A 12,652-nucleotide genomic window follows, 5' to 3' on the forward strand; every position below is an offset into this window, starting at 1 on the left:
GGCCGGCGAAACGGGGGGATGGAGAGAGCGGGGAAAGGAGAAGGAAGAGGGGAAGGTCGGTTCACTATGCCCATGCTGTCATCGAATTGCAATCCCCTTTTTTCGATGCCGCCAGATGCATGCTGGACAGGCATTCGTTGCTATCGAAATGAGAGTGAGGCCTGCCTCAGCGCCAGGCCGCGCGCATGCGGCCGAGCAGGTCGATGGCCGCAGCCGGTGCCGGCACATGCGGTGCGCGCTCGGGCGGTGGCGGCCAGGTCCGCTGGTCGAAGCCCTCGGCATCGGCGGCGGAAATGAAGCGCGTGCGGCCGGCATAGAGATGGCGGTCGCCGCGTGCCGCCTGCTGCGTGACGTAGAAGCGCTGCGGCACCAGCAGGTGCAGGTGGTCGCGCGCCCGGGTCATCGCGACATAGAGCAGGCGCCGCTCTTCTTCGAGCTCCTGCGCGCCCTGCGCGACATCGGCGGGAATGCAGCCGTCGACCACGTTGAGCACGTGCACCGAGGTCCATTCCTGCCCCTTGGCCGAATGGATGGTCGAGAGGATCAGGTAGTCCTCGTCGAGCAGCGGCGGCCCCGGCCGGTCGCTCGTCGCCTCGGGCGGGTCCAGCGTGAGCTCGGTCAGGAAGCGCTCGCGCGAGGCGTAGCCCGAGGCCAGCCGCGCGAGCTGCTCGACATCGCCGCGCCGCAGCACAGCGTCATCGTGCAGGCGCTCCAGGTGCGGCAGGTACCACTGCAAGGCCAGGTCCATGTCGGCCGGCCATGCGAGCGTGGGCGCGCGCAGGGCCGCATAGATGGCGGCGAAGCGCGCCCACTCCGCCTGCGCGGCCGAGGGCGGCACGAAGGCCCGCACGGCTTCGGCCGGATCGGCGGCTTCGGCCATCGCATCGAGCAGCCGCGTCGACGTGACCGGGCCGATGCCCGGGATCAGCTGCGTCACGCGAAAACCCGCCATGCGTCCGCGCGGGTTCTGCGCGAAGCGCAGCACCGCGAGCAAGTCCTTGACGTGCGCGGCTTCGAGGAACTTGAGCCCGCCGTACTTGACGAAGGGGATGTTGCGCCGCACCAGCTCGAGCTCGAGCGCCGCGCTGTGCGCCGAGGTGCGGAACAGCACCGCCTGCGACTTGAGCGCCAGGCCGCCCTCGCGGTGCGCGAGCACGCGATCGGCCACGAAGCGCGCCTGCTGCGCCTCGTCGGCCACCAGCACCAGCTGCGGCCGGCCGGCCGAGGGCTTGTCGGTCCACAGCGTCTTGGCATGGCGCTCGGCGGCCGCGGCGATCACCGCGTTGGACACATCGAGGATCGGCTGCGTCGAGCGGTAGTTGCGCTCCAGCGTGACGATGCGCGCGGGCTGCCCGAACTGCTGCGGAAAGTCGAGGATGTTGCGCACGGTGGCGCCGCGGAACGAATAGATCGACTGCGCATCGTCGCCGACCACGGTGACGCCGCGGCCCTCCGGCTTGAGGGCGCGCAGGATGCTGGCCTGCAACAGGTTCGTGTCCTGGTACTCGTCGACCAGCACATGGTCGAAGCGCGCGCCGACCTGCGCCGCCAGCGACGGCTCGGCCACCATGCCGGCCCAGTAGAGCAGCAGGTCGTCGTAGTCGAGTACGTTCTGCTGCTGCTTGGCATCGACATACGCGCCGAACAGCCGCTTGAGTTCGGCCTCCCACTCGGCACACCACGGAAAGGCCTGCTTGAGCACCTCGGCCAGCGGCGCGCAGGTGTTGACGGTGCGCGAATAGATCGAGAGGCAGGTGCCCTTCTGCGGAAAGCGCCGCTGCATCGCCGACAGGCCGATGTCGTGGCGCACCAGGCCCATCAGGTCCTCGGCATCGCCGCGGTCGTGGATGGTGAAGTTCTCGCCGAGCCCGATCAGCGCCGCGTATTCGCGCAGGAGCCGCGCGCCGATGCCGTGGAAGGTGCCGGCCCACGGCAGCGCCGGCGGCGCCTCGGCGCGCAACCCGAGCACGCGCGCCAGCACCTGGCCGGCGCGGCGCTCCATCTCCTGCGCGGCCCGGCGCGAGAAGGTCAAAAGCAGGATGCGCTGCGGATCGGTGCCGCGCGCGATCAGGTGCGCCACGCGGTGCGCGAGCGTGCTGGTCTTGCCCGAGCCGGCGCCGGCGATCACGAGCAGCGGGCGTTCATCCTGTGCCGCGCCCAGCGCGGCATCCAGGCCATGATCGACCGCGGCGCGCTGCGCCTCGTTGAGCTGCGCGAGCGCGGCCGCGAGCCGTCCGCTCTGGGACATCGGTGCGGGTGGCGCGACGCTCTGCATCACCGCGACTTTACTGGATGCCCATCCAGATCCGCAGCGCGAATGCACCGGGTGCGGTGACATAATCGCGCCTCGCTGCGCACGGAGACTACGCATGGGCACCGATCCCGGCAGCTTTCAAATCCCCGGTGAGCGCCCCATTCCCCCATCCTCTTCGCCCAGACATTCACGGGAGTGAACCTTGCTCAACATCTTCACGCTGGCCAACGGCCGCCTCGTCCAGGAAGAGATCGAGGCGCTCGAAGAGCTGTCGCAGTTCCAGCCGATCTGGGTCGATCTCGAATCGCCCACCGTCGAGGAAAAGCGCTGGATCAAGCAGTACTACGGCCTGTCCATCCCCGAGGATGCGATGGACGAGGACATCGAGGAGTCGGCGCGCTTCTACGAAGAAGACAACGGCGAGCTGCACATCCGCAGCGACTTCCTGATCGACGACGACGAGAACCCGCGCTCGGTGCGCGTGGCCTTCATCCTCAACCAGCACAACACCGAACTGCGCAGCCGCGGCGTGCTGTTCTCGATCCATGACGAGGACGTGCCGGTGTTCCGCCTCCTGCGCATGCGCGCGCGGCGCGCGCCGGGGCTGATCGAGGACGCCAAGGAAGTGCTGCTCAAGCTCTTCGATGCCGACGCCGAATACTCGGCCGACACGCTGGAGAACATCTACGACGAACTCGAGATCGCCGGCAAGAAGGTGCTCGAAGGCAACGTGAGCGACGAGCTGGCCGGCGAGGTGCTGGCCGCGATCGCACGGCAGGAAGACTTGAACGGCCGCATCCGCCGCAACGTGATGGACACGCGGCGTGCGGTCAGCTTCATGATGCGCAGCCGCATGCTCAACGCCGAGCAGTTCGAGGAAGCGCGCCAGATCCTGCGCGACATCGAATCGCTCGACAACCACACCGCCTTCCTGTTCGACAAGATCAACTTCCTGATGGATGCGACCGTCGGCTTCATCAACATCAACCAGAACAAGACCATCAAGATCTTCTCGGTGGCCAGCGTGGCGCTGCTGCCGCCGACGCTGATCGCCAGCGTCTACGGGATGAACTTCAAGCTCATCCCGGAGCTGGACTGGGCCTATGGCTATGCCTATGCGATCCTGCTCATGATCGCCAGCGCGCTCGGGCCGATGTGGTATTTCCGGCGGCGCGGCTGGCTCAAGTAGGGCCTGTTCGCACATCCATCGCCGCCGGTGTCGTTGCCGGCTTCGAGAGGACATGGGTCGTGTGACGCAAGGGAGCGTCAGGCCCCTGCACCGAGTCCGGCCTGCCGTCAGTGCCGACGGCGTTGTCACAGTTGAGATTGCAACTTTCAACACAATTGCGCACAGGCTCCGTTCGCAAAAAACTCAGCACCATCACAGAATTGATGCATGAGGACACACAAGGCCAGACTGCACGCGATCGAGAGTCTCGCGAACCAGATTCTCAGCTTTGATTTTCGGCCGATCGATGACGAAAGATGGCCTATCGCTACCGCAGGCGCACACATCGATGTGCATCTTCCGATCGGAATTGTTCGCAGCTACTCACTGGTCAATGAGCCCGGGGGAAGCCATCGATATGTGATTGCTGTCAATCGCGAAGCGTTCGGTCAGGGTGGATCTCGCTTCATGCACGACCGACTTCAAGTCGGTGATGTTCTTACTGTCTCCGAACCACGAAACAACTTCACGCTCCGCGAGGACGCTTCGCACACGGTTCTTATTGCGGGTGGAATCGGTATTACCCCGCTCTGGAGCATGATCCAGCGCCTGGCGCAACTCAAAGCATCCTGGACTCTTTACTACTCGGCGCGCACGCGCGAAAACGCGTCGTACGTAGATCAAATTCTGTCGATGGCAACGACCTCGGGCGGCCAGGTCTATCTCAATTTCGATGGCGGCGATGCGAACAGGATGTTGAACATTCGCGCAATCATCGAAGCCACCCAGAGCGACGCCGACGTGTACTGCTGCGGCCCCTTTCCATTGCTCAGAGCTTTTGACGCCGCTACTGCAGATCGTGAAGCGCGTCTGATGCACCGTGAATATTTTGCTGCGCCCGCCAATGCCACAAGCACTGAAAGTGCGCAAGATCAACGGTTTAACGTGCGGCTGGCGAGATCAAACAAGATCGTGCCAGTAGGGCCTGGAAGTACGATCCTTGACGCACTGCTGAACGCGAATATCGACGTTCCTCACTCGTGCATGAGCGGGATATGCCGCGCTTGCGAGACGAAGGTCCTTGCAGGGGTTCCAGATCACCGCGATTACGTTCTATCTGATTCCGAGCGAGCAAGTGGCACGACGATGATTGTCTGCTGCTCAGGCGCCAAATCGCGAGAGCTCATACTGGACCTCTAGCCATGCTGGAAGTCGACGCAGTGGAGAAGTGCGAGCCGATGCGTCGAGGTATTTGTCCCAGTCTTCCCGGACAGGATGGCGGCCCATCCGGGCAAGGCGGTCATCATGTCCAGCATCGCTAGTCGATTTTTTGCGACATCTTTTGAAGCTTCTCCATATCGGTGATCGATATCTTTCCGTACTGAACATCAACCGCGCCCTCTGCAGCCATGTCTCGCAATGCACGGTTTACCACTTGCCGCCGGGTGCCCAGCATGGTCGCAATTTCGTCCTGGGATAAATTGATCATCGCAGAAGTCCGACCGCCAGCGCTGCGTGCATTGATTGACGTCAGCAGCCCTGCAATCTTTGCCTGGATGCTATGGACGGCAGCGCTTGCGTAGAGCGTCAATGCTCGACGGTGTCTCGTCTGCAGCGCGGCAAAGAGTGAAAACGACAAGCGTCCGTCTCGAGCAACCATCTCGCGCAGCAACGCCCCGGGGATGCGAACAAGCACGGTCTTTTCTTTGCAAGTGGCCGTGTGCATGTGGGGCGTTTGTGTGATCACCGGCCCCAGTCCTTGGAACGCACCCGCAAGATGCAAACCTGCCGTGAAATCTCGCTCTTCTGGTATCGCCCGCGAAAGATTCATCCATCCGTTGACAAGAAGGTAGAGATAGTTTGCCGGGTCACCCGATTGATGGATGCATGTACCAGGCTCGGCGACAAGCAGGTCGGCTGCCTCAATGAGGCGATCCAGGGATTCTTCCGGCCACGTGGAGAAGAGTTCCGATTGGGCAATCGTCAAGCGCACGAGGACATTCGTCATCACCGCCATGCCCCGCCGTCCAGCGTGCTCGCCATGTGGCTTCGGTCCATGCTGAGCCTGCACGGCAGCGCAGCGCCTTGTCGATGCGGAAACTTCGAGATCGCCACCGGCGCTCCATGAACGTTCGTGGGGCATCATACTGCTCACTCACAGCCACCGGCGCCGGTTTGCGATGACATAGATGAGCACGCCGCACATCTTCGCCTCGATGCCACCACGTCCTTGCGATTGGATACCTGGATGCGAACAGGTCAGAGAGGCTGTGCGCGGACTTGTCAGGACTGGCTTCGACCTGACCCACCCGGGAAACTCCGCGCGATCCGCACCGGCGCGCCCCCGAAACGCGATTGAGTGCGCTCGGCAGCCAAGCCCGCGTCCATCTCGCCCACATGCTCTGGCAGCCAGCGCAGCAATTCAAGCGAGAGACTCTTTGCAAGGCGCTCCACCACCGCTGAAGCGGTTTCATCGCTGCGAATGATGGCCCATACCTCGTCCAGCGACTTCATGACTGCAGCATGCTCATCGAGATGGCAAATCGCATTGCTGCCACCCAAGTGCCGAAGGTCGCCATCCTCACGATCAAAATGCGCGCGGGCGTGGACGCGCAGCCGATCCAGTTTGTCAGCCGCTTCCTCTGGCCTGCTGTCAAGCAGCGCGAGAATGAGATCCTGCAGATGGGCGTGGTCGCGATCGAGGCCTTCGTCTCCCAGATTCAAGAACAACGGCGTCCCCATCGGATCGCCGTTGTTCAAATTTTGCGTGGACTCATGCATCGCAAGTGACGCCAGGGTTCGCGCGGCTGCGCCACCGCTTCGATTGTGCGTAGCGTGTCATCTCAGCTCGATCTTCGACGCGTTGATGACGCCCGCCCACCTCTTGATCTCGCTGGCCATCAGCGCCGATGCCTGCAAAGCCGTGCTACCCAGAATCCTCGTTCCATTGGCCTTCATCTGAGTCACAAACGCGGGAGCCGCCAGGGCGCTTCGAATTCCTTGGTTGAGCCGATGGACGATCGATTCCGGTGTTTGCGCGGGCGCGACAACCATCGACCACGATGTAATCTCGTAGTCAGGGATCCCGAGTTCCTTCATCGTGGGTACCTCGGGCCAGAGCTCGGATCGCTTTGCGCTGCAGATCGCCAGGGGTTTGACCATGCCGCTCGAAATCAGGCTGCGCATTGGGGCCGCATACTCGAGCGCGAGGTCCACATCCCCGGCCACCAGCCCGTTGACAAGTCGACTGGCCGCCCCAAAGGGGGCGATGACGTATTCAAGCTGCGCGCGTGACTTGAGCAGCTCCGCACTCAAATGCTGGAGACTTCCAAGCGTGTTGACGCCCACCGTCATGGCGGATCCACGCTCCTTCGCTTCACGGCGGAAATCTTGAAATGTCTCGAACTTCGAATTGCTCGGCACAAGGACGAGAAGTTCATCGCTGCTGACCGTCGAAACCTGGACGGAATCCTTGAGCATGTCGTATGGAGCGGGCTTCAAGAGGGACTGAGAGATCGCCACGCCAGCGCCGACAAATAGAAGCGTGTGCCCGTCCGGTGCCGATCTGGCCAGCAGCTTGACAGCCGTCACGCCTCCCGCGCCTGGACGATTGTCGACGACAACCTGCTGACCCAGTGTGCTGCCCAACTGTTGCGCGAGAGCACGAGCCGTGGTGTCAGAGGCATTTCCCGCGCTGAATGGCACAACGAGCGTCACCGGCCTGCCGGGATAGGCTTGGCTCTGCGCGTATCCGACACGAGGCCCGCTGATGGTCCATGCCAACGGCAATGCGCCGGCCGCCTTTAGTATTTGTCTCTTGCTAATCATCTTTATGCCGCGGTGTTGACTTGGTTCACGAAGAGAGTCGATGGCGACCCCGCGAGACCGCGGGAAATACGATCGATCTCTTCAACAGGCTGTTCACTCAAACTCCGGTCGACACCCTAAGCTTCGGTTTCGGCCTTCTTGTATTCGAACAGCTTGGATGGCTTCTCCAGCCGCCGCCACTCCTTGGTCGGAGTGCCGGCCTGCAGCGCATCGATCTCCCGGAAGATTATGCGGCGCAGCAGCGCGATGCCACGATCAGAAGACCCAAGGCGTTCACTCACCCGATCGACGATTGCACCTTGCCCGACAAGGGCCACATAGTCCTGGGCGCTGGTCAGCCGCACCAGCGGATCGTCGGGATACTGCCCGGCGAAAAGTTCGTCGTGATAGTCGGCCGAATTGTAGTCCGCGCACTCGTCCGCATAGCGTCGCTGCTCCTCGTCCGCCTCCGGCGTGGTGGAAGGCACTGCACGCAGGGACATCCGAATGGTGTGGAAGTCATCGATCGGAACCATCCAGTTCGCGCTCTCGGCCCACGGCAGACCCTCTTTCACATTGGGGATGGTCACGTGATTTCCGTAGGGAAATGTCCAGTCACTGATCCGCACTTGAGACTTCCCATCCATCGTGCGCACCGCGGTTTGGCGAATTCCGGCTGACGTCTCCTCATAGTCGAGTTCGGGAATGCCGGTGGTGATCGCATGGCCAAACGCACCGACCCTTCCGATCTGGTGTGCAAAACTGACGTGTACCGCGTCGAGCGAGTTCTCTGCGTGCTGAAGCCAGCTGCAAGGCCAGATCTCCTGGCGTTGAAATAGCAGAACGTTCGGCTCTTCGAATCTCGGCTTGCGAGGAAGATCGAAGATCGGGGGCTCTCCCTCTCCCATGTACGCGAAAATCAGCCCGCAGTACTCATGAACGGGATAGGCATCGATCCGAATGCCAGTTTCACTGCCAGGTCGCTCTGCCGGCCGCTCGACGCATTGCCCGCTACCGTCGTACTTCCAGCCGTGATACATGCAGCGCAGTTGCTCGCCCTCGATCCAGCCCGTGTGAAGCTTCGTCAAGCGATGTGCGCAGCGATTGGCAACGAGATAAGCACGACCCGACTCCCCCCGGTAAAGGGCCAGATCTTCACCCAGCAGTCGCACGGCCTTTGATTTGCCCGCGGTCACGCTACTCGAAAGCGCGAAAGGATGCCAGAACTTGCGCAGCAACGTCCCCATCGGAGTGCCGGCGGACGTTTCGGTCAATTGCCTCATCCGAGACGCTTGTTGAACCAGTTTGTTGTCGATTGCCTGTTTCATTTACCCCACCTTCACGGACAAAGCTTCGAGCGTGCCGACCTGGATCTCGAGCTCGTCGCCGGTTCTGAGAAAGCGGCTCCGCGCCATGCCGACGCCAGCTGGCGTTCCCGTTGCGATGACGTCACCGGGCAGCAGCGTCATGTAGGAGGACAGCGTCGCGATGATCTGCTCTGTCGAGAAAATCATCTCTTTCATGCTTGCGCTTTGCACCACCGCTCCATTCAGCCGCGTGGTGATCGTCAGTTCCCGCTCACGCAACGCACCCAGTACCTCGGGGCCGCAGGTGATCGTGGGTCCGAGTGCCGAGGCGCCGTCCAGGCCCTTGTTCGCAGTCCAGTCCGGCCAATACGTGGCGTCGGGCCCGGGCGTGCCGATCGCGATCTTGCCGAGGTCTCGGGCGGACCCGTCGTTCAGAGCGCATACGCCAGCGACAAAACTCAAGGCGGTATCAAGTGAGGCATCTTTGCAAGGCTTGCCGATGACAACAGCAATCTCCCCTTCGTAGTCAAGCTTCGAAGTGATGGCCTTGTTCGGATTGAGCGTCCCGCCATGAGCAACGAAATTGGAAGGCGCCTTGTAGAAAATCAGGGGGCGCTCGGGCGGAGCGGCCTTTGCTTCGGCACCGTGGGCCGAATAGTTGATGGCGATCGCGAAAACGCGGCCGGCCGGATGGAGTGGCGGCAACATCTCTACGGCATCCACAGGGATCCGTCTTTTCGCAGGCAATTCCTGGCCCTCGGGCGATAGCGCGAGCGGAAGCTCATCGCCGTCACACACGACCTCGACATCGCCTCCATCGATTCGTCCGATCAGGATTTGGCCATCGAATCGAAATCGGCCAAGGTTGAAGTTCTTTCTCGTCATTTGAATCCTTGCATTTCAAACTTGAACGAATCAAGTGTCTGCAGGGCCAACGCTCCAAGCAATCGAGAATGTGATTCAAATGTCCCGTTTGTTGCAATGCTCAGATTTCGAACGCGGCATTGTCCTCAGCAACGAGACAGTCCACCTTCCGATCCCTTCGTCTCTGCCAGTTCGCGGTTTGTCATCGCCAACGTGACGACGCCGTGAGAAGCGAGTTCAATGGCCGCTCTCCATTTTCTGCTTGCGCGGATGCTCTCCTTGAGTGGCCGACAGGCGGTTCGCAACAAACAGGACAATCGGCCGATATTTCCGATCGATCGGCGCTCCTCGACTGCACACAATCGGCGGCTTCATTCATACAAAATCAGGAGCCAAGCGATGGGTGCAAGTCGGAGATTTTTTTTGGAGATACCACTGTTTTCTCTGGCTGTCGCAGCTTCTGCCGGCTCGGCGTTCGCTCAATCAACTTCGTCTGTGGTCATTTGGGGCCTCCTGGATGCAGACGTGAGTCATTTCAGCCAGGGCGGCTTGAGCAAAACGCTACTCAGTACAAGCGGGAACGCAGGCAGTCAGCTTGGATTCCGTGGCACCGAAGACCTTGGCGGAGGAATGTCTGCCAATTTTTGGCTTGAATCCGGTTTGTTGAACGACACCGGCGAGATCTTCAGTTCCACATACTTCGCGCGTCGCAGCACGGTCGGTCTGGCGGGTCCATTTGGCGAGATTCGACTCGGTCGCGATTACACGCCAACCTGGAGCAATCACAACGCATTCGATCCGTTCAACACCAGCGGTGCAGGCGCCGGATCCAACATCACAACGCGGGGATCAAACCCGATGACGTTGATTCGTGCAAACAATTCGATCTCGTATCTGTGGGGCTACGACCCGAATCGCCCAGCGAACACCGGTCGCGGTGTGTACGCTCAGCTGATGTATGCGCTCCCGGAAAACACCCATGGCCGGCCTGCGCTGGGCCGGTACGCGGGTGGGCGTCTGGGGTACGCTGAGGGCCCCATCAACGCGGCCATTGCCTACTCGCGGTCCGAGGGCACCCCCTACGCAGCCGATGCGATTGCCGGCTTCAGCTCGTTCAAGGAATTCAGTCTGGGCGCTGCGTATGACTTTGGAGTGGGCAAGCTGATGGCACACGTCGGCACCAACACATCGGATGTCCCTGGAACCAAGTACACGCACTGGGGGATCGGCGGTCGGATCTACGCCGGCGCGGGATACATCCCAGTCTCTTACAACAGCATCAGACAGAGCGGTGCCACCGGCGCAGGCGCCAATCAGTTGGCCGCGGGTTATGTGTATTTCTTTTCCAAGCGCACGGCCGTTTATGCAACGGTCTCGCATATCAGGAACAAGAACAAGGGCACTTGGACATTCAGCGGCTCCAACGGCGGTGACAACCCAGGCTTCGCGACGGCCCCCGGCTTTGCCTATGGCAGCGGTACAGGCTACGACGTCGGCGTCAGGACCAGTTTCTAGTTCGTTGCCGCTGGCGCAAGCCGGTTGACGCCTTGTCGCGATGTGCGGGGGGTGTTGTTATGCGCGCGTCAATATTTGCGCCTGTCCTGAAGGAAGAAATCGAGATGGAAATGACTGCGAACGGCCGATGGAACTGCGAACGCAGCGGAGAGGGCGAAATGAACGGCGCGGAGAGTCTGGTCAAAACGCTGTTGGCCTGCGGCGTGGACACCTGCTTCGCCAACCCTGGGACGAGCGAGATGCAGTTCGTTGCCGCACTCGATCAAATCCCTGGGATGCATTGCGTTCTCGGTTTGTTTGAAGGCGTCGTCACGGGTGCCGCCGACGGCTACGGCCGAATGGCCGGAAAGCCCGCAGCCACGTTGCTGCACTGCGGTCCGGGCCTGGCAAACGGGCTGGCCAACCTGCATAACGCGCGCCGCGCGCAAACACCCGTGGTGAATATCGTTGGAGATCAGGCCACGCATCACCGCCCGCTGGATGCGCCCCTCACCACCGATACCGAAGGCTGGGCACGTCCCGTTTCGACGTGGGTCCGAACCGCCACGAAAGCGGGGTTGGTGGGTGCCGATGCGGCCCGCGCCGTGGCTGCTGCGTGCGCTGCTCCCGGCGGTGTGGCCAGCTTGATCCTGCCCTCCGATGTCTGCTGGGAATCGGGTGGAAACGTGGCGATGCCCATCGCGAATACGCCAGCGCCCAAGGTCTCACCCCATGCGATCCAACAGGCCGCGCGCATGCTGCGCTCGCAGCGGCCCACGCTGATCGTGTTGACTGGCGCGGCGGTAGGTGAAGCGGCGCTGGCCACTGCGCACCGCATCTCGGCTGCCACTGGTGGCCGCCTTGTCATGGAGCGCACCAATGGACGGGTGGCGAGAGGGCGCGGCCGCTTTGGCGTTGATCGCATGCCATATTCCGGTGACCAAGCTCGATCAGAGATGGCTGGAATCTGCAACCTCATATTGGTCGGGGCCTCGACGCCGGTGACCTTCTTCGCCTATCCAGGGCAGTCGCCGCGTCCGTATCCAATGGATGCCGACGTACATACGCTCGCCCGTCCGGAGCAAGACCTCTCTGATGCGCTGGAGCGCCTGGCGGACGAGTTGGACGCGCCGGCCGTGAGCGTGCCGTATTCGAACTCGTCTCACGAGTTGCCCAGGGGTGCGGTGACTCCTGCTGCCGTGGCGCAGATGCTGACGGTGCTGTTGCCCGAGCAGGCCATCGTTGTCGACGAAAGTGTGAGCTTCGGTCGCGCCTTCTACCCTGCTACCGAGAACGCCGCGCCACACGACTGGCTGCCCCTCACCGGGGGAGCGATCGGTGGCGGGCTTCCGCTCGCTACTGGCGCCGCGGTAGCCGCGCCAGGTCGCCGAGTGGTGGCGCTGCAGGCAGACGGCTCTGGCATGTATACGCTGCAATCGCTCTGGACCATGGCACGCGAGAAGCTTGATGTCACAGTGGTGGTCCTGGCCAACAGGAAGTACGCCATCTTGCTGGGTGAGCTTGCCGGCGTCGGTGCCAATGCGGGAAAGACGGCGCTTGACATGCTCGACATCGGGAATCCGAATCTCAATTGGGTGCAACTGGCCCATGGCATGGGGGTGGAAGCTTCCCGCGCCGAGGATATGGAGCGGTTGGCGGAGTTGTTCCGGATGGCAAACGCGCGGCCAGGGCCGTTTCTGATCGAATTGCTGATATGAAGGCGCCGTGCATCAAAGCTTGCCGCAAGGTGCTTGCGGT

10 protein-coding genes are annotated in these 12,652 nt (G+C 62.0%); 4 read left to right on the top strand and 6 right to left on the bottom strand.

Annotated features, from left to right (window positions below; genetic code table 11):
* Window positions 1-166: 166 nt before the first annotated feature.
* Window positions 167-2,275: an ATP-dependent helicase gene (locus E5P2_RS25890; protein WP_162569953.1), complete on the bottom strand. Its 2,109-nt coding sequence runs from the start codon at window positions 2,273-2,275 to the stop codon at window positions 167-169.
* A gap of 181 nt (window positions 2,276-2,456) precedes the next feature.
* Between E5P2_RS25890 and corA the strand changes: the two genes are divergently transcribed.
* Window positions 2,457-3,443 carry a magnesium/cobalt transporter CorA gene (gene corA / locus E5P2_RS25895; RefSeq protein WP_162569954.1) on the top strand — a complete coding sequence of 329 codons (987 nt, stop codon included), beginning with the start codon at window positions 2,457-2,459 and terminating at the stop codon, window positions 3,441-3,443.
* A 207-nt stretch (window positions 3,444-3,650) separates the two neighbouring features.
* A complete protein-coding gene (locus E5P2_RS25900; RefSeq protein WP_162569955.1) occupies window positions 3,651-4,622 on the top strand; it encodes a PDR/VanB family oxidoreductase in 972 nt (323 codons plus the stop codon).
* Window positions 4,623-4,740: 118 nt separating this feature from the next.
* Here the strand turns inward: E5P2_RS25900 and E5P2_RS25905 are convergent, their stop codons facing one another.
* The 5 genes from E5P2_RS25905 to E5P2_RS25930 all read right to left on the bottom strand — a co-directional run bounded on the left by E5P2_RS25905 (window position 4,741) and on the right by E5P2_RS25930 (window position 9,421).
* Window positions 4,741-5,439, bottom strand: a complete 699-nt coding sequence (locus tag E5P2_RS25905; protein WP_232080851.1) for a Crp/Fnr family transcriptional regulator — start codon at window positions 5,437-5,439, stop codon at window positions 4,741-4,743.
* Between the two features lie 266 nt (window positions 5,440-5,705).
* Window positions 5,706-6,203 (bottom strand): bacteriohemerythrin, encoded by a 498-nt coding sequence (locus E5P2_RS38305; RefSeq protein WP_332107561.1) that lies wholly within the window; start codon window positions 6,201-6,203, stop codon window positions 5,706-5,708.
* Between the two features lie 57 nt (window positions 6,204-6,260).
* Window positions 6,261-7,250, bottom strand: coding sequence for a Bug family tripartite tricarboxylate transporter substrate binding protein (locus E5P2_RS25920; RefSeq protein ID WP_162569959.1), 990 nt, complete (start codon window positions 7,248-7,250; stop codon window positions 6,261-6,263).
* Between the two features lie 116 nt (window positions 7,251-7,366).
* Complete coding sequence (locus E5P2_RS25925) at window positions 7,367-8,557, bottom strand: Rieske 2Fe-2S domain-containing protein (RefSeq protein ID WP_232080852.1); 1,191 nt, start codon at window positions 8,555-8,557, stop codon at window positions 7,367-7,369.
* Window positions 8,558-9,421, bottom strand: coding sequence for a fumarylacetoacetate hydrolase family protein (locus E5P2_RS25930; protein WP_162569960.1), 864 nt, complete (start codon window positions 9,419-9,421; stop codon window positions 8,558-8,560). It lies immediately after the preceding gene.
* A gap of 378 nt (window positions 9,422-9,799) precedes the next feature.
* Here E5P2_RS25930 and E5P2_RS25935 point away from each other — a divergent pair, with 378 nt between their 5' ends.
* Both E5P2_RS25935 and E5P2_RS25940 read left to right on the top strand, forming a co-directional pair.
* On the top strand, window positions 9,800-10,915 hold the full coding sequence (locus tag E5P2_RS25935) for a porin (RefSeq protein ID WP_162570670.1): 1,116 nt from the start codon (window positions 9,800-9,802) through the stop codon (window positions 10,913-10,915).
* Window positions 10,916-11,073: 158 nt separating this feature from the next.
* Window positions 11,074-12,612 (top strand): acetolactate synthase large subunit, encoded by a 1,539-nt coding sequence (locus E5P2_RS25940; protein WP_162570671.1) that lies wholly within the window; start codon window positions 11,074-11,076, stop codon window positions 12,610-12,612.
* The last annotated feature ends 40 nt before the right edge of the window (window positions 12,613-12,652 follow it).

This window comes from Variovorax sp. SRS16 (assembly GCF_901827165.1).
GTDB lineage: Bacteria > Pseudomonadota > Gammaproteobacteria > Burkholderiales > Burkholderiaceae_C > Variovorax.